Origin of the sequence: Enterobacter cloacae complex sp. P13B, from assembly GCF_014895915.1 — a bacterium.
Classification (GTDB): domain Bacteria; phylum Pseudomonadota; class Gammaproteobacteria; order Enterobacterales; family Enterobacteriaceae; genus Enterobacter; species Enterobacter bugandensis.
The window spans coordinates 798-17,167 of record NZ_JADBQN010000031.1; the positions used below are offsets into that span (position 1 = coordinate 798).

Annotated in this window: 17 protein-coding genes and 1 pseudogene; 10 read left to right on the plus strand and 8 right to left on the minus strand. The window is 55.9% G+C overall.

Annotated features, from left to right (window positions below; genetic code table 11):
• Positions 1-253: 253 nt before the first annotated feature.
• Positions 254-1,348: a redox-regulated ATPase YchF gene (ychF, locus tag IM273_RS13690; protein WP_003856650.1), complete on the minus strand. Its 1,095-nt coding sequence runs from the start codon at positions 1,346-1,348 to the stop codon at positions 254-256.
• Between the two features lie 126 nt (positions 1,349-1,474).
• Complete coding sequence (gene pth / locus IM273_RS13695; RefSeq protein WP_008499504.1) at positions 1,475-2,059, minus strand: aminoacyl-tRNA hydrolase; 585 nt, start codon at positions 2,057-2,059, stop codon at positions 1,475-1,477.
• A 274-nt stretch (positions 2,060-2,333) separates the two neighbouring features.
• Here pth and ychH point away from each other — a divergent pair, with 274 nt between their 5' ends.
• Both ychH and IM273_RS13705 read left to right on the plus strand, forming a co-directional pair.
• A complete protein-coding gene (gene ychH / locus IM273_RS13700) occupies positions 2,334-2,609 on the plus strand; it encodes a stress-induced protein YchH (RefSeq protein WP_008499505.1) in 276 nt (91 codons plus the stop codon).
• Between the two features lie 120 nt (positions 2,610-2,729).
• Positions 2,730-3,788: a MerR family transcriptional regulator gene (locus tag IM273_RS13705; protein ID WP_193051676.1), complete on the plus strand. Its 1,059-nt coding sequence runs from the start codon at positions 2,730-2,732 to the stop codon at positions 3,786-3,788.
• Here IM273_RS13705 and dauA read toward each other — a convergent pair.
• From dauA to lolB, 4 genes are all read right to left on the minus strand, one after another.
• Positions 3,774-5,453: a C4-dicarboxylic acid transporter DauA gene (gene dauA / locus IM273_RS13710; RefSeq protein WP_193051677.1), complete on the minus strand. Its 1,680-nt coding sequence runs from the start codon at positions 5,451-5,453 to the stop codon at positions 3,774-3,776. The genes IM273_RS13705 and dauA overlap by 15 nt on opposite strands.
• 124 nt (positions 5,454-5,577) lie before the next feature.
• Positions 5,578-6,525 (minus strand): ribose-phosphate diphosphokinase, encoded by a 948-nt coding sequence (prs, locus tag IM273_RS13715; protein ID WP_003856663.1) that lies wholly within the window; start codon positions 6,523-6,525, stop codon positions 5,578-5,580.
• 125 nt (positions 6,526-6,650) lie between these two features.
• Entirely contained in the window at positions 6,651-7,520 is an 870-nt protein-coding gene (ispE, locus tag IM273_RS13720; protein WP_063437396.1) for a 4-(cytidine 5'-diphospho)-2-C-methyl-D-erythritol kinase, read from the minus strand.
• A complete protein-coding gene (lolB, locus tag IM273_RS13725) occupies positions 7,517-8,128 on the minus strand; it encodes a lipoprotein insertase outer membrane protein LolB (RefSeq protein ID WP_028013462.1) in 612 nt (203 codons plus the stop codon). Before lolB ends, ispE begins: the two co-directional genes overlap by 4 nt.
• 201 nt (positions 8,129-8,329) lie before the next feature.
• Between lolB and hemA the strand changes: the two genes are divergently transcribed.
• The 6 genes and pseudogenes from hemA to kdsA all read left to right on the plus strand — a co-directional run bounded on the left by hemA (position 8,330) and on the right by kdsA (position 13,374).
• Positions 8,330-9,586: a glutamyl-tRNA reductase gene (hemA, locus tag IM273_RS13730; RefSeq protein WP_021240361.1), complete on the plus strand. Its 1,257-nt coding sequence runs from the start codon at positions 8,330-8,332 to the stop codon at positions 9,584-9,586.
• Between the two features lie 41 nt (positions 9,587-9,627).
• A complete protein-coding gene (gene prfA / locus IM273_RS13735; protein ID WP_021240360.1) occupies positions 9,628-10,710 on the plus strand; it encodes a peptide chain release factor 1 in 1,083 nt (360 codons plus the stop codon).
• Positions 10,710-11,540: a peptide chain release factor N(5)-glutamine methyltransferase gene (gene prmC, locus IM273_RS13740; protein WP_193051678.1), complete on the plus strand. Its 831-nt coding sequence runs from the start codon at positions 10,710-10,712 to the stop codon at positions 11,538-11,540. Before prfA ends, prmC begins: the two co-directional genes overlap by 1 nt.
• Before the next feature lie 8 nt (positions 11,541-11,548).
• A pseudogene (locus tag IM273_RS22455) lies at positions 11,549-11,641 on the plus strand (siroheme synthase); the annotation flags it as partial.
• A 32-nt stretch (positions 11,642-11,673) separates the two neighbouring features.
• A complete protein-coding gene (gene sirB1, locus IM273_RS13745) occupies positions 11,674-12,483 on the plus strand; it encodes an invasion regulator SirB1 (protein WP_028013460.1) in 810 nt (269 codons plus the stop codon).
• Between the two features lie 36 nt (positions 12,484-12,519).
• Entirely contained in the window at positions 12,520-13,374 is an 855-nt protein-coding gene (kdsA, locus tag IM273_RS13750; protein WP_028013459.1) for a 3-deoxy-8-phosphooctulonate synthase, read from the plus strand.
• 74 nt (positions 13,375-13,448) lie between these two features.
• Here kdsA and chaA read toward each other — a convergent pair whose 3' ends face one another.
• Positions 13,449-14,549 (minus strand): sodium-potassium/proton antiporter ChaA, encoded by a 1,101-nt coding sequence (chaA, locus tag IM273_RS13755; RefSeq protein ID WP_041909576.1) that lies wholly within the window; start codon positions 14,547-14,549, stop codon positions 13,449-13,451.
• A gap of 269 nt (positions 14,550-14,818) precedes the next feature.
• Between chaA and chaB the strand changes: the two genes are divergently transcribed.
• Together chaB and IM273_RS13765 are read left to right on the plus strand one after the other, a co-directional pair.
• Positions 14,819-15,049, plus strand: coding sequence for a putative cation transport regulator ChaB (gene chaB, locus IM273_RS13760; RefSeq protein ID WP_014884191.1), 231 nt, complete (start codon positions 14,819-14,821; stop codon positions 15,047-15,049).
• A gap of 177 nt (positions 15,050-15,226) precedes the next feature.
• Positions 15,227-15,922 (plus strand): gamma-glutamylcyclotransferase, encoded by a 696-nt coding sequence (locus tag IM273_RS13765; protein WP_028013457.1) that lies wholly within the window; start codon positions 15,227-15,229, stop codon positions 15,920-15,922.
• 29 nt (positions 15,923-15,951) lie between these two features.
• Here IM273_RS13765 and IM273_RS13770 read toward each other — a convergent pair whose 3' ends face one another.
• The gene (locus IM273_RS13770) at positions 15,952-16,191 is read right to left on the minus strand and encodes a DUF1883 domain-containing protein (RefSeq protein ID WP_013096243.1); all 240 of its coding nucleotides are present in this window, start codon (positions 16,189-16,191) and stop codon (positions 15,952-15,954) included.
• Positions 16,192-16,370 lie beyond the last annotated feature (179 nt).

Sequence of the window (16,370 nt, forward strand, 5' to 3'; positions counted from 1 at the left end):
ATTTAAATATAGATGTGAACGAAAAAGTTTATTCACTCTTTTATGAAATTTGTGAAGGAGATGAAATTTACTATAATTTCACTCTTGTATCGGCAAAAGAAGCTATTGCTGCTAAGTTTTTGCTAGATGACCCTTGGGGAGGAATAAAAGATCATCCTCTCAAAGAAGGTATTTTTTAAATTAATACTATCAGGGGAATTTATCTCGAAAAAAAATCCACGCCAAAGCGTGGATTTTTCCCATTAAAAACAACTCAAACGTTAAACAAGAAGTTCATCACGTCGCCATCTTTAACGATATAATCTTTTCCTTCCGCACGCATCTTGCCTGCTTCTTTCGCGCCTTGCTCACCCTTGTAGGTGATGAAGTCTTCAAACGCGATGGTCTGCGCACGAATAAAGCCTTTCTCGAAGTCGGTGTGAATTTTACCAGCCGCCTGAGGCGCAGTTGCACCCACAGGGATGGTCCACGCACGCACTTCCTTCACGCCTGCGGTGAAGTAGGTCTGCAGGTTCAGCAGCTCATAGCCCGCGCGGATCACACGGTTCAGGCCCGGCTCTTCCAGACCCAGCTCGGCCATGAACTCTTCACGGTCGGCATCGTCCAGCTCGGCGATATCGGATTCAACGGCAGCGCAAACCGCCACAACCACAGAACCTTCCGCCGCGGCGATTTCACGCACTTTGTCCAGGTACGGGTTGTTCTCGAAACCGTCTTCGTTAACGTTGGCAATGTACATGGTTGGCTTCAGGGTCAGGAAGCTCAGGTATTTGATCGCCGCTTTGTCTTCGTCAGTCAGGTTTTTCAGCGCGCGCAGCATGCCGGCATTTTCCAGCTGTGGCAGGCATTTTTCCAGCGCAGCCAGTTCCGCTTTCGCATCCTTATCGCCGCCTTTCGCTTTCTTCTGCACGCGGTGAATGGCGCGTTCGCAGGTGTCGAGGTCAGAGAGCGCCAGCTCGGTGTTGATGACGTCGATGTCGTCAGCCGGATCCACTTTGTTATTAACGTGGATGATGTTGTCGTTCTCGAAGCAGCGCACAACGTGCCCGATCGCTTCGGTTTCACGGATGTTGGTTAGGAACTGGTTACCCAGACCTTCGCCTTTGGAGGCACCCTTCACCAGGCCCGCGATGTCCACGAACTCCATGGTGGTTGGCAGAATGCGCTGCGGCTTCACGATTTCCGCAAGCTGGTCCAGACGCGGGTCCGGCATTGGCACCACGCCGGTGTTCGGTTCGATGGTACAGAACGGGAAGTTCGCCGCTTCGATACCCGCTTTGGTAAGCGCGTTAAACAGGGTGGATTTGCCCACGTTTGGCAGACCGACGATACCGCATTTGAATCCCATTTCTAAATCACCTTAATATCTTGATAATCAATCCGTTAACGATAACCGATTGATGAAAAGTAAATAACTACGCCTATTATACACGTAACCCGCATCACGCGCGGTAAAAAAGCCGTATCCGGCGGATTATTGCGCTTTGAAAGCGTGTAAGCGATTTGTCGCTTTAGTTAAGCCGTCTTGCAGCCAGATTTCAGTGCAGCGCGCCGCTTCGTCTACCGCCTCGTCAATCAGTTTTTGTTCGGAAACCGGGGGTTTACCGAGCACGAAACCGACAACTTTGTTTTTATCGCCCGGATGGCCGATTCCCACGCGCAAACGGTGGAAATTCGGGTTATTGCCCAGCTTGCTGATGATGTCTTTAAGACCGTTGTGGCCGCCGTGCCCGCCGCCCAGCTTGAATTTTGCTACGCCAGGCGGGAGATCCAGCTCATCGTGGGCGACCAGAATTTCATCCGGGTTGATGCGATAAAACGTTGCCATCGCCGCCACCGCTTTACCACTCAGGTTCATAAAGGTGGTCGGCACCAGCAGGCGAACATCCGCGCCAGCAAGGTTGATACGTGAGGTGTAGCCGAAGAATTTAGGTTCTTCACGCAGGGGAGCACGTAACCGTTCGGCCAGCAGATCGACGTACCAGGCTCCGGCGTTGTGGCGGGTGGCCGCATACTCCGCGCCCGGGTTGGCGAGGCCGACAATCAGTTTAATCGTCACGATTCAATTCCTAATGGGTTCCAGATCTGGCGCGTAGTTTACTGTCTGGCGCGCCGCTTGACAAAATTCTGCGTTCGTCACAGCGAGAAGCAAATAATTACTTATCTGAACAATTAGAATTTCAAGTTGTTCAACATGTTATTTGTAAATTTTTGTCTGGGAGTTATCTGTAATTGTGATCATTCACGCAACTCATAAAAGGGGCGTTGTCTATACTTTACACACAAGGATTAGGGGCTTTTCCCCTGACAACCCAAAGTTCCGGAGGTGACACATGAAACGCAAAAACGCTTCGTTACTCGGTAACGTGCTGATGGGGTTGGGGCTCTTCGTGATGGTAGTCGGCGTAGGTTATTCCATTTTAAACCAGCTGCCGCAGCTTGATCTCCCACAATACTTCGCGCATGGCGCGGTATTGAGCATCTTCCTCGGTGCAGTATTGTGGCTCGCCGGGGCGCGCGTAAGCGGACATGAGGAAGTCTGCGATAAATACTGGTGGGTGCGCCACTACGACAAACGCTGTCGTCGCGACCAGCATAAGCACAGCTAGTGCATGATGAAGAACATCGAAACGACTCCATCCGGAGTCGTTTTTTTTGCATAGCATATTGACCCTCACGTAACGTAAGGCTCCAGAGTGGTGGCACTGGCAAAGTAAAAAGGAGCAGTTATGTTGATTCAGGTGGGTGAGCTGGCGAAACGAGCCGGTATCACCGTGCGGACATTGCATCACTACGAGCAAACAGGGCTGTTGCTGCCTTCTGCCAGAAGCGCGGCAGGTTACCGGCTTTACAACCTGGCGGATGTACAGCGTCTGCACATGATCCAGGCGCTGGCAAAAGCGGGGCTGGAACTTGCCGAAATCAGGGATTTTCTGGAAAAGGAGTCGCTGTCGTTGACCGAGCTACTCGATGCGCAAATCACGCTGCTGGATAAACAGCTGCGCAGTATACACACGCTGCGCGACCGGCTGGTGGAGCTGCGTACCGGGCTTACCGACGATGCAACGCCGGATCTGGAGTCCTGGCTACAGACTCTGGAGTTAATGAATATGTACGATCGCTGGTTTAGCAAAGAAGAATTACAGCAGTTGCCGTTTGCGGTACAGAAGGATGCGCTGGCGGCTATCTGGTCAGGGCTGGTGGCAGAGGCTAACGCGCTGCTGGAACATGATATACCCGTTACTGACACGCGGGCGATGGATCTGGCGACCCGCTGGATGGAACGTCTTGAACAGGACACGGCGGGCAAACCGGAGTTTCTCACCCGGCTGAACGAGATGCACAGCGTAGAGCCACAGATGCAGGCGCAGACCGGCATCACCCCGGAGATGACAGATTACATCACGCGCGCGTTTGCGGAATCTAAGCTCAGGATATGGGAGAAGTATCTCACTGCCGAAGAGATGGCCTTTACCCGGGCGCATTATTTTGACCGCATGATGGAGTGGCCGCCGCTGGTGGCGAAACTGCATCAGGCGCAGCGGGAAAATAGCGATCCTGCCTCGGCGGAAGCGCAAAAGCTCGCTGAAAACTGGCTGGCATTGTTCCAGTCCTACGCAGGCACCAACCCCGAAACTCAGCAAAAGTTTCGTACGGCTATGCAGCAGGAGCCACATCTGATGAAAGGAACCTGGATGACGCCTGCCGTGCTTGCATGGCTCCAGCAGGCGATCGGGGTGATGATGCAGAGACGTTTCTCTGCATCAGGTAACTTACAGATCCGCTAACGCGGCTTCACGGTTAGGATAAAAGGCAAGGCGGCCAGGGATCGGCTGCACGCCCGCACGCGCCATTGTGCGCAGGGGCTGGAATTCCAGGTTGCTTACCCGCAGCTCGCAGCCTTCCGGCAGACGTTTCACAAAGCGCTGGAAGGCATCCAGACCACCGGCATCCAGAACCGGGACGGCATCCCACTTCAGCACCACAACCCGTTTCCCCGCGATGCGGGACTCCAGATCGCTGAACAATCCTTCCGCCGCGGCAAAGAAGAGCGGGCCAATCACGCGCAGCACCAGCACATCCTCAGGCACCTCCACGTTAACCGGCGAGAGGCGCGTCATCTGCGCGATGCGGCGCATAAATAGCAGGGACGCAAGCACGATCCCGACGCTGATGGCGATAACCATGTCGAACAGCACGGTCAGCGACATGCAGATTAGCATCACGATGATGTCGTCTTTCGGCGCACGGCGCAGCAGGTTCACCACCTTATGCGCCTCGCTCATGTTCCAGGCCACCATCAGCAGCAGGGCGGCCATGGCGGAAAGCGGCAGCCAGGAGAGCAGCGGGGCAAGGATCAGCAGCGCCAGAATCACCAGCAGGGAGTGGATAACCGCTGAAACGGGGGAGGTCGCCCCCGCGCGCACGTTGGCCGCTGAACGGGCGATGGCTGCCGTGGCGGTAATCCCGCCAAAGAATGGTGCGACGAGGTTACCCAACCCCTGGCCGACGAGCTCGCTGTTGGCTTTGTGCTTGGTGCCGGTCATGCCGTCGAGCACCACAGCGCACAGCAGGGATTCAATCGCTCCCAGCATCGCCATAGAGAACGCGGCGGGCAGCAGGGCGCGAAGGGAATCCCAGCTCAGGGTGAAGCTCGAACCAGGCATGTCCCACGGCAGCACCAGCTGCGGCAGCAGCTGTGGAATGCCGTTACCCTGCGAACCGTCCGCCAGAACATAGTGGAACTGCGAGCCGATAGTCGCGACATGGCCACCGAACATATTGACGATAGCCATCACCGCGCAGCCCAGCAGCAAGGCGGGCAGATGGCCCGGCAGGCGAATACCGAAGCGAGGCCAGACGATCAGCGTCCCCAGGGTGACTATTCCGATGGCGGCGTCGCCCAGGTTGGCCGTTGGCAGCGCCATAAACAGCGCCCCCACTTTTTGCAAATAGTGTTCCGGAATATGAGCCATCTGCAGGCCGAGGAAATCCTTGATCTGCATGGTTCCGATGGTGATCCCAATCCCCGAAGTGAACCCCAGCGTCACGGAAAGAGGAATATATTCAATCAGGCGACCAAAACGGGCCAGACCGAACAGAATCAAAAAGACGCCGGACATCAGGGTGGCAACCAGCAGGCCTGCCAGACCAAACTGTTGTGAAACCGGGTAGAGGATCACCACAAAGGCGGCGGTCGGGCCGGAGACGCTGAAGCGCGAGCCGCCCGTCAGGGCAATAACAATCCCGGCAACGGCCGAGGTATACAGACCGTACTGTGGCGCAACGCCGCTGCCAATCGCCAGCGCCATCGCCAGCGGGATGGCAATAATTCCGACGGTGATCCCGGCAATCAGGTCACGGATAAAGCGTGACGAGGTGTACTTCTCTTTCCAGCAGGCGTCGATGAGGGCGCGAAAGGGCAGAACATGTGAGGAGGCTACGTTTTTCACAATTATCTATCATCCGTGTGCGCATCATCTGTCATATGAATGGCAGGTGAAGGAGGCATTAATCATACAAATAAAACCCAGAGACAAAAAAACCCGCCGCAGCGGGTTTTTTGGCCGTGTTCGATTAGTGTTCGAACATTGCAGAGATGGATTCTTCGTTGCTGATACGACGAATCGCTTCGGCCAGCATCCCGGACAGGGTCAGGGTACGCACGTTTGGCAGTGCCTTGATCTCGTCGCTCAGTGGGATGGTATCGCATACCACAACTTCGTCAATGACGGAGTTGCGCAGGTTGTTCACGGCATTACCGGAGAAGATCGGGTGGGTCGCGTAAGCGAACACGCGCTTGGCACCGCGCTCTTTCAGCGCTTCAGCGGCTTTACACAGCGTACCGCCGGTATCGATCATGTCGTCAACCAGCACGCAGTCGCGGCCAGCTACGTCACCGATGATGTGCATCACCTGAGAAACGTTAGCGCGCGGACGACGCTTGTCGATGATCGCCATGTCGGTATCGTTCAGCAGCTTAGCGATAGCACGGGCACGTACCACGCCGCCGATGTCCGGAGATACCACGATTGGGTTGTCCAGGTTCAGCTGCAGCATGTCTTCCAGCAGGATTGGGCTGCCGAATACGTTATCAACCGGGACATCGAAGAAGCCCTGAATCTGTTCTGCGTGCAGGTCAACGGTCAGTACGCGGTCAACGCCGACGCTGGACAGGAAGTCAGCGACAACTTTTGCGGTGATTGGCACACGCGCGGAACGGACGCGACGGTCCTGGCGGGCATAACCAAAGTAAGGGATAACAGCAGTGATACGGCCTGCGGAAGCGCGACGCAGGGCGTCGACCATAACAACCAGTTCCATCAGGTTGTCGTTTGTTGGAGCACAGGTGGACTGGATGATGAAAATATCACCACCGCGTACATTTTCGTTGATTTGTACGCTGACTTCGCCGTCGCTAAAGCGACCTACGGCGGCGTCGCCGAGGGAAGTGTACAGGCGGTTGGCAATACGTTGTGCTAGTTCCGGGGTGGCGTTACCAGCAAAAAGCTTCATATCAGGCACGAGAAGAACCTCAGGCATGCGTCCAGTGGTGGATAGCGTTCGCCGCAAACTGCGGGGCCTAAGCGAAGGCTATCCAGGCGGTGTATTAAAGAGCGCGATGCAACGTCTGGAACAGGGTGACGTTGTCACCGAAACTCAGTCTGCGCCAGAATGGCCTGCTGTAGGGGGGAGGTGTTCATCCCGCGCGCTACAAAACCATGCAGCCAATCCGGCGCTTGCTCAAGCACCTGACGGGCGGCGGATTCGGTGTCAAATTCAGCAAAGACACAGGCCCCTGTACCGGTCAGGCGCGACGGCGCGTATTCTAACAGCCAGGAAAGCACCGCATCAACCTCGCGAAAACGTTTTCTTGCGATATCCTCGCAATCGTTGCTGAATTCACAATTTAATAACGTTTCTATTGACCGTACCGGGGTATTTCTTTTCAGGTCAGGATCTTTAAAGATGACCGGGGTCGGAATGCTCACGCCGGGGTGGGCAACCAGATACCATTTTTCCGGCGGGTTGACCGGGGAAAGGATCTCGCCCACGCCCTCAGCAAAGGCCGCGTGGCCGCGAACAAACACAGGGACATCTGCGCCCAGCGTTAAGCCCAAACCAGCCAGTTCATCCGTCGACAGCCCGCAGCCCCAGAGGTGGTTCAGCGCAACCAGCACGGTGGCGGCGTTGGATGAGCCCCCGCCGAGACCGCCACCCATCGGCAGACGCTTGTCAATGCGGATATCCGCACCGCTTCCCGCCGGCAGACGGCCCGATTCCGCGGCGGCTTTCATCAGCAGGCGCGCGGCGCGGACGATCAGGTTGTCCTCATGCGCCACGCCGTCGACCGGCGTCAGCAGGCAAATCTGCCCATCCTGACGCGGCTCGATGGCAATCGTGTCGCCATAGTCAATAAACTGAAACAGCGTCTGCAGAGTGTGATAGCCGTCAGCACGCTGGCCGGTGATGTATAAAAACAGGTTCAGTTTTGCCGGAGAAGGCCAGTGGGTCATCATTTAACGATCCAGTTGTCCATTTTCAGCTTGATGCGCTGGCTGCCCTGGGTCAGCTCCATGTTTGATGGCAGCGACGGTTTACTCTTGCTGTCATAGGCGCTGTACACCACTTTCCAGGTTTTGCCGTTCTGGGTGTAGTTGACCTGGCTCAGACGGTATTGATCGTCAAGCGTATAGTCGGTCGCTTCGCCCGGCAGGCCGAGGATCCACTGGCGCAGGCTGTTCAGTGGAATTGGCATCCCGGTCAGTTTGCCAATCATCTCTTCAGCATCGGTCGCCGTGTAATGCTGGCCTTTGTTATCGGTGATCTGCGCTTCGCCCGGTTTGGCGATAAGCTCCAGCTCGGTGCTGCCAAGCGGGTTCAGCAGCAGCAGGCGATAGTTGTCCTGCCCCGTTTGCTGCCAGAAGAAGCGGGCATAAACCTTTTGTTCGTCAGAGAGATACGCGAAGGCGCCGCGCGTCTGGTACTGCTTCAAATTAAGGACGTCCTGCTGGTGCTGACGCCACTGCGGTGAATCAGGGCTTTTGCCCGGGCCTTTTGGTTGGGTGACAGTACAGGCGGTCAGAACCAGTGCTGCCAGCGGCAGCAGGCGAATCAGTCGGGTCATAATGAGGACAAATCCTTGAGATACGTTGCAGTTATAACTGTTAATGCTAGCGCCCCGCAGTGCTACCGTCTACGTTCAAATTATCTCAAAGCGTTGAGTAACCTATTACTCCGAAAGGAGGCGGTCTCTTTTATTGATCTCGCGCATCCTGTATGATGCGTCCTGCTAACCTTATTAACGCTGGTACTACTCCCGCTCAACATGACCCTATTAGCACTCGGCATCAACCACAAAACGGCCCCGGTTTCGCTGCGAGAACGCGTTACGTTTTCGCCGGATACGCTTGACCTGGCGCTGGACAGCCTGCTTGCACAGCCGATGGTGCAGGGTGGCGTGGTGCTTTCGACGTGCAACCGTACCGAGCTGTATTTGAGCGTGGAAGAGCAGGATAACCTGCACGACGCGCTGATCCGCTGGCTATGTGACTACCACAATCTCAACGAAGACGAGCTGCGTAACAGCCTGTACTGGCATCAGGATAACGATGCGGTCAGCCATCTGATGCGCGTCGCCAGCGGTCTGGATTCGCTGGTGCTTGGCGAGCCGCAGATCCTCGGCCAGGTAAAAAAAGCCTTCGCAGATTCCCAGAAAGGGCATCTCAAGGCCAGCGAGCTGGAGCGTATGTTCCAGAAGTCCTTCTCCGTGGCGAAGCGTGTGCGAACCGAAACCGACATTGGTGCCAGTGCGGTTTCTGTTGCTTTCGCGGCCTGTACCCTTGCACGGCAAATCTTTGAATCCCTGTCGACCGTCACCGTGATGCTGGTAGGCGCGGGCGAAACCATCGAGCTTGTGGCGCGCCATCTGCGCGAGCATAAAGTGAAAAAGATGATTATCGCGAACCGCACCCGCGAACGCGCGCAGGTGCTGGCGGACGAAGTGGGTGCCGAGGTGGTTGCGCTGAGCGATATTGATGAACGTCTGAAAGAGGCGGACATTATTATCAGCTCTACCGCCAGCCCGCTGCCGATCATCGGTAAAGGGATGGTGGAGCGTGCGCTGAAATCCCGCCGTAATCAGCCAATGCTGCTGGTGGATATCGCCGTTCCGCGCGATGTTGAGCCAGAGGTTGGCAAGCTGGCTAACGCCTATCTTTACAGCGTGGATGACCTGCAAAGCATTATTTCGCACAACCTCGCCCAGCGTAAAGCGGCGGCGGTGCAGGCGGAAACCATTGTTGAGCAGGAAACCAGCGAATTTATGGCCTGGCTGCGCGCGCAAAGCGTCAGCGAGACCATCCGCGAGTACCGCGGGCAGGCGGAGCAGGTGCGTGATGACCTGACTGCCAAAGCGTTAGCGGCCCTGGAACAGGGCGGCGACGCGCAGGCGATTATGCAGGATCTGGCGTGGAAGCTGACCAACCGCCTGATCCATGCGCCAACCAAATCTCTTCAACAGGCTGCCCGTGACGGGGATGATGAACGCCTGACTATTCTGCGCAACAGCCTCGGGCTGGAATAGCGCCCTATACCCATTTTCTAAGACAAGGTGCACTTACGCCTATGAAGCCTTCTATCGTCGCTAAACTGGAAGCTCTGCACGAGCGCCATGAAGAAGTACAGGCGCTGCTCGGCGATGCCGGGACTATCGCAGACCAGGAACGTTTTCGCGCGCTTTCGCGTGAATATGCGCAGTTGAGTGATGTATCAAAATGCTTTACCGACTGGCGACAGGTTCAGGAAGATATTGAAACCGCGCAGATGATGCTCGACGATCCTGAGATGCGCGAGATGGCGCAGGAAGAGCTGCAGGATGCAAAAGCGCGTTCCGAAGAGATGGAGCAGCAGCTTCAGGTGCTGCTCCTGCCGAAAGATCCGGACGATGAACGTAACGCGTTTGTCGAAGTGCGCGCCGGTACCGGCGGTGACGAAGCGGCGCTCTTTGCCGGGGATCTGTTCCGCATGTACAGCCGCTACGCCGAATCGCGCCGCTGGCGCGTGGAGATCATGAGCGCCAACGAAGGCGAACATGGCGGCTACAAAGAGGTTATCGCCAAGATCAGCGGCGACGGCGTATACGGTCGTCTGAAGTTTGAATCCGGCGGTCACCGCGTGCAGCGCGTTCCGGCCACCGAATCTCAGGGCCGTATTCATACCTCCGCCTGTACGGTGGCGGTGATGCCGGAGCTGCCGGAAGCGGAACTGCCGGACATCAACCCGGCGGACCTGCGTATTGATACCTTCCGCTCCTCCGGGGCGGGCGGTCAGCACGTTAACACCACCGACTCCGCCATCCGCATTACCCACCTGCCGACCGGCATCGTGGTGGAGTGTCAGGACGAACGTTCGCAGCACAAAAACAAAGCCAAAGCGTTGTCCGTGCTGGGCGCGCGCATCCACGCGGCGGAAATGGCGAAGCGTCAGCAGGCGGAAGCCTCTACGCGTCGTAACCTGCTGGGCAGCGGCGATCGCAGCGACCGTAACCGCACCTACAACTTCCCTCAGGGGCGCGTGACCGACCACCGCATCAACCTGACCCTGTACCGTCTGGACGAGGTGATGGAAGGGAAGCTGGATATGCTGATTGAGCCTATCGTGCAGGAATACCAGGCCGACCAGCTGGCGGCGCTGTCCGAGCAGGAATAATGGATTTTCAGCGCTGGTTACGCGAGGCGGCCGGTGAGCTTTGCAAAAGCGAAAGCCCGAAGCGCGACGCCGAAATTTTGCTTGAGCATGTGACGGGTAAAGCCCGCACGTACCTGCTGGCATTCGGCGAAACTGAGCTGACCGCAGATCAGGAAGCACGGCTCGCCGCGCTGCTTGCCCGCCGTAAAAACGGCGAGCCGGTGGCGCACCTTGTCGGTGAGCGCGAGTTCTGGTCGCTACCGCTTTACGTCTCGGCGGCAACGCTGATCCCGCGTCCGGATACCGAGTGTCTGGTGGAGCAGGCGCTGGCACGTTTACCCGCAGCGGCCTGCCGCATTCTCGATCTCGGGACGGGAACAGGTGCTATCGCGCTGGCGCTGGCCACCGAGCGGCCTGACTGCGATGTGACGGCAGTGGATGTGATGCCCGACGCGGTGGCGCTGGCGCTGCGTAACGTGGAACGTCTCGGGCTCAGCAACGTAACGGTGCTGCAAAGCAGCTGGTTTGCCGCGCTGGAGAACCGCTCATTTGCGATGATTGTCAGCAATCCTCCTTACATTGACGAACATGATCCGCACCTTGCGCAGGGGGATATTCGCTTCGAACCGCTGACGGCGCTCGTGGCCGCCAACGCGGGATTAGCCGATCTTGATCACATTGTGACAACGTCACGAGAGCATTTGCTTCCCGGCGGCTGGCTGCTCGTGGAGCATGGCTGGACGCAGGGAGAATCCGTGCGGGCACTGTTTACCCAGGCAGGCTACGCCGCTGTCGAAACCTGCCGCGACTACGGCGGCAACGAACGCCTGACGCTGGGGCAGTGGTCTTGAGTTCCGGGTATCTGCCATTTACTGATAAAGGCGTAAGGCTGACTGAAAGGCAGTTTGGCGTTATCATCTACATCGTTTTGAGTTTTATCGCGTCTGAGCGTCATTGTTCGCTCAGTCGTTACTGGGGTAAGTCATGAGGTCCTTAGCCGATTTCGAATTTAATAAAGTGCCGCTTTGCGATGGCATGATCCTGATTTCGGAGATGATACGCGACGATTTTACGTCGCAGTACGTCTACGATGAGCTGGAGAATCTGGTCAGCCTGGCGCGTGAAGAGATCAATCAGGCGCGCCCGCAGGACTGGCAATTAGAGAAGCTTCTGGAGCTTTTCTACGGCGAATGGGGTTTCTGCGACACGCGTGGCGTGTATCGCCTGTCTGACGCATTATGGCTGGACCAGGTCTTAAAAAATCGTCAGGGCAGCGCCGTTGCGCTGGGCTCTATTTTGCTTTGGGTTGCGCACCGCCTGGATATTCCGCTGGTGCCGGTTATTTTCCCGACGCAGATGATCCTGCGTGCGGAGTGGCTGGACGGTGAGATGTGGCTCATTAATCCGTTTAACGGCGATACGCTGGATGAGCATACGCTGGACGTCTGGCTGAAAGGCAACATCAGCCCGGTGGCCGAGCTCTTTAACGAAGATCTCGACGAAGCAGACAACGCCGAAGTCATTCGCAAGCTGCTGGATACGCTGAAGTCAGCGCTGATGGAAGAGCGTCAGATGGAGCTGGCCTTGCGTGCCAGTGAAGTGCTGCTGCAGTTTAATCCGGAAGATCCGTACGAAATTCGCGACCGCGGGCTTATCTATGCCCAGCTCGACTGCGAGCACGTGGCGCTGAACGATTTGAGCTATTTCGTCGAGCAGTGTCCGGAAGATCCGATTAGCGAAATGATTCGCGCGCAGATCAACGCGATCTCGCACAAACAAATTACACTGCATTAATCTTAATTCCGATTCACACCTGAATAAGGCGATCCTATGAAACAAAAAGTGGTTAGCATTGGTGATATCAAGGTAGCAAACGACCTGCCGTTCGTGCTGTTTGGCGGTATGAACGTGCTGGAATCCCGCGATCTCGCCATGCGTATCTGCGAGCACTACGTGACCGTGACCCAGAAGCTGGGCATTCCGTACGTGTTTAAAGCCTCTTTTGACAAAGCCAACCGCTCCTCCATCAACTCTTACCGTGGCCCTGGCCTGGAAGAGGGGATGAAAATTTTCCAGGAGCTGAAGCAGACGTTTGGCGTGAAAGTGATCACCGACGTGCATGAGTCCTGGCAGGCGCAGCCTGTGGCAGACGTGGTAGACGTAATCCAGCTTCCGGCGTTCCTGGCGCGTCAGACCGACCTGGTTGCCGCGATGGCGAAAACCGGTGCCGTGATCAACGTGAAAAAACCGCAGTTCGTGAGCCCTGGCCAGATGGGTAACATCGTTGATAAGTTTATCGAAGGCGGTAACGACAAGATTATTCTGTGCGACCGTGGCGCTAACTTCGGTTACGACAACCTGGTTGTGGACATGCTGGGCTTCAGCGTGATGAAGAACGTCTCTAACCAGTCGCCGGTGATCTTTGACGTGACCCACGCGCTGCAGTGCCGCGACCCGTTTGGTGCAGCCTCTGGTGGCCGTCGTGCTCAGGTGACCGAGCTGGCGCGCGCCGGTATGGCGACCGGCCTGGCAGGTCTGTTCATTGAAGCGCACCCGGATCCGGCTAACGCGAAATGCGATGGCCCATCCGCGCTGCCTCTGGATAAGCTGGAGCCGTTCCTGAAGCAGATCAAAGCGATTGACGATCTGGTGAAAAGCTTCGACGAGCTGGATACCAGCAACTAATAAAAAAACCCGCTTCGGCGGGTTTTTTTATGGGACATATTGCCGGGTAAGCGCAGCGCCGCTGGGCAAAAAGACTACGCAAAGATCGTCATCAAATACGCTACAAACAGCGCCATATGCGCCGCGCCGTTCAGTACATTGGTGCGGCCAGTGGAGAATGAAATCTGGCACAGCAGCAGCGAGGCCACCATCACAATCATCTCCGGCGCGCCCAGCGCAAACTGCAGCTCGTTACCGGTCATAAAGGCGATCAGCGTCACCACCGGTACGGTGAGTGAAATGGTCGCCAACACGGAGCCGAAGAACAGATTCATCGCACGCTGCACCTGATTGTTCAGCACCGCCTTCAGCGCACCTAAACCCTCAGGGGAGAGGATCAGCAGCGCCACCAGGAAACCGGTAAAGGCCACCGGCGCGTTCAGCTCGGTTAACAGCGTCTCCAGCGGGTTGGCGTTCATCTTGGTGACGGCAATCACCGCAATCAGATGCACGATCAGCCAAACCGTGTGCCACGCGCTGCTGTGGGCCGACGGCTTGCCGTGGTGCGGGTCATCGTCGTCGCTGTCATCTTCATGTTCGTAAACAAACAGGCTCTGGTGCGTTTTGGTCTGAATGAGCAGGAACACGCCGTACATGGCGGCGGAAATCAGCGCGACCAGCAGCGACTGGCCGGTGGAGAAGTTTGCCCCCGGCAGCGCCATCGGGAAGACCAGTACGATGATGGCCAGCGGGAAGAGGGCGATCAGATACTGTTTAATGCCGAAAAGATTCATGTACTGGGTCGCAAATTTGCGTCCGCCCAGTAACAGAGAGAAGCCTACCAGGCCGCCCGTCACAATCATAATGATGGAGTAAAGCGTATCGCGCATCAGGGTCGGGGCGGCATCGCCGGTTGCCATCAACGCGGAAATCAGGCTGACTTCGAGAATAACGACGGAAAGGCTGAGAATTAAAGAGCCATAAGGCTCGCCCAGGCGGTGGGCTAATACGTCCGCATGGCGAACGACGCTAAATGCGCTGGTTAAGATACCGACCAGGGCAAGAATATTGATACCAACCACCACTGGCAGTGACTGACTGCTTCCCCAGAAGAGCAGCACAGCCAGTGCCAGAACCGGGAAAATGAGAGACGTCTCCTTGTGGCGGGTCTTTACCGCCTCGTGTGTTGCTGTCATGTGCTTCTCCATCAATGCAGGTGCTTGTAATTATAGATAGATTTTAAGGGCAATAAATTAACAGAAATCTGTTAAATAACCTTTATTTTTTACTTAATTTTACCCTTTGTTATGGTTTTCTTGTTTAATGCCTATAATAAGATGTTTCTTTTAAATATATATTTAATAACAATGAATTATGGAATTCATCCGTTCATTGTTTATGACCGGCTGGCACACCGGCGTATCGTCGTCCACACTTAACTCTTTAGGCAAAAGAGAGGTTAGTGATGCCATATAAAACGAAACGCGAATTACCCGATAACGTGAAAAACGTCCTGCCCGAACACGCGCAGGATATCTACAAAGAAGCGTTTAACAGCGCCTGGGATCAGTACAAAGATAAAGACGATCGGCGGGATGATGCCAGCCGGGAAGAGACGGCGCACAAGGTCGCCTGGGCCGCAGTAAAACATGACTATGAGAAAGGAGACGATGATAAATGGCATAAGAAGAAATAGCCGTGAAATTATTCGCTGCCTTCATTTTGACTTTTCAGGCGGTTGAACTGCCGTTGTATTGCAACTGGTCCGCTAATTGCTTATCGTAATTTGACTGCTGGCAAAATGACCAGCACAGAATGCCGGGAAGGCGAATTACAGATGTCGCAAGGAAGCATGCAGTGGCGGAGGTGGAAAGTGTTAACGCGTGATTTCTTAATGAAGGCAGATTGTAAGACGGCATTTGGTGCTATTGAGGAATCGCTTCTCTGGTCAGCTGAACAACGTGCGGCGTCGCTCGCTGCTACGCTTGCCTGCCGCCCGGATGATGGCCCGGTATGGATTTTTGGCTACGGTTCACTGATGTGGAACCCGGCTCTCGAATTTGTTGAATCGGCAACCGGCACGCTGCCCGGCTGGCATCGCGCATTTTGCCTGCGCCTGACGGCCGGACGCGGCAGCGCCTGTCAGCCAGGGCGCATGCTTGCACTAAAAGAGGGCGGACGCACCACGGGCGTCGCGTATCGCCTTCCGGATGCCACGCTCGAAGAGGAGCTGACGCTGCTCTGGAAGCGCGAGATGATCACCGGCTGCTATATGCCGAGCTGGTGCAAGCTGGAGCTCGACGACGGGCGCACCGTTAACGCGCTGGTATTTATTATGGATCCGCGCCACCCGCTGTATGAAGCGGACACCCGCACGCAGGTGATTGCCCCGTTAATTGCCGCCGCCAGCGGGCCGCTGGGCACCAACGCGCAATATCTCTTCTCCCTCGATCAGGAGCTGACCCGCCTCGGCATGCAGGACGATTGTCTGAATGAGCTGGTGGTGAAAGTGAAGGCGCTGCTGGAAGGGAACCCGCTCAACAGCACGCTGCGACCGGGTTTTGCCTGAGAATACGCCCGGCGAGCCGGGCGTTTAAATTACGCTGCCACGTAGCTGACCGAATGCTCCAGCGACTGGCTGTGGCTGTCGATCAGCACATCCCACGTGCCGGTATACGGCACGGTAAGCCAGGCCTTGTCATCCTGCACGGTCAGAATATCCGCCTGGGATTGTTTCTGTGCTTTCGCACTCATCAGATGAATACGACAGCGCTCTGAGCAACGCACCACCACCGTATCCCCGCCAAACAGTTTCAAACTTGTTTTCACCAGTGCCATTTTCTACCCCGTCGATTTTGCCCATCCCGAGCGTGATGTTGTTCACAAAATACTCATTGCATAACACCAAAGCGGGGAGCGAGGGATGCTGATTTTGATCAAAAAATGGCATAACGATTAAACAAAAATGACAAAATTCCTGAAACCTTTCAGCTGACGCGCGTTTACCCTGTTTAACG

Coding starts and splice junctions, on each gene's coding strand:
- ychF (WP_003856650.1), bottom strand. CDS start 1,348: ATGGGATTCAAATGCGGTATCGTCGGTCTGCCAAACGTGGGCAAATCC.
- ychH (WP_008499505.1), top strand. CDS start 2,334: ATGAAACGCAAAAACGCTTCGTTACTCGGTAACGTGCTGATGGGGTTG.
- IM273_RS13705 (WP_193051676.1), top strand. CDS start 2,730: ATGTTGATTCAGGTGGGTGAGCTGGCGAAACGAGCCGGTATCACCGTG.
- ispE (WP_063437396.1), bottom strand. CDS start 7,520: ATGATGACCCACTGGCCTTCTCCGGCAAAACTGAACCTGTTTTTATAC.
- lolB (WP_028013462.1), bottom strand. CDS start 8,128: ATGACCCGACTGATTCGCCTGCTGCCGCTGGCAGCACTGGTTCTGACC.
- hemA (WP_021240361.1), top strand. CDS start 8,330: ATGACCCTATTAGCACTCGGCATCAACCACAAAACGGCCCCGGTTTCG.
- prfA (WP_021240360.1), top strand. CDS start 9,628: ATGAAGCCTTCTATCGTCGCTAAACTGGAAGCTCTGCACGAGCGCCAT.
- prmC (WP_193051678.1), top strand. CDS start 10,710: ATGGATTTTCAGCGCTGGTTACGCGAGGCGGCCGGTGAGCTTTGCAAA.
- sirB1 (WP_028013460.1), top strand. CDS start 11,674: ATGAGGTCCTTAGCCGATTTCGAATTTAATAAAGTGCCGCTTTGCGAT.
- kdsA (WP_028013459.1), top strand. CDS start 12,520: ATGAAACAAAAAGTGGTTAGCATTGGTGATATCAAGGTAGCAAACGAC.
- chaA (WP_041909576.1), bottom strand. CDS start 14,549: ATGACAGCAACACACGAGGCGGTAAAGACCCGCCACAAGGAGACGTCT.
- chaB (WP_014884191.1), top strand. CDS start 14,819: ATGCCATATAAAACGAAACGCGAATTACCCGATAACGTGAAAAACGTC.
- IM273_RS13770 (WP_013096243.1), bottom strand. CDS start 16,191: ATGGCACTGGTGAAAACAAGTTTGAAACTGTTTGGCGGGGATACGGTG.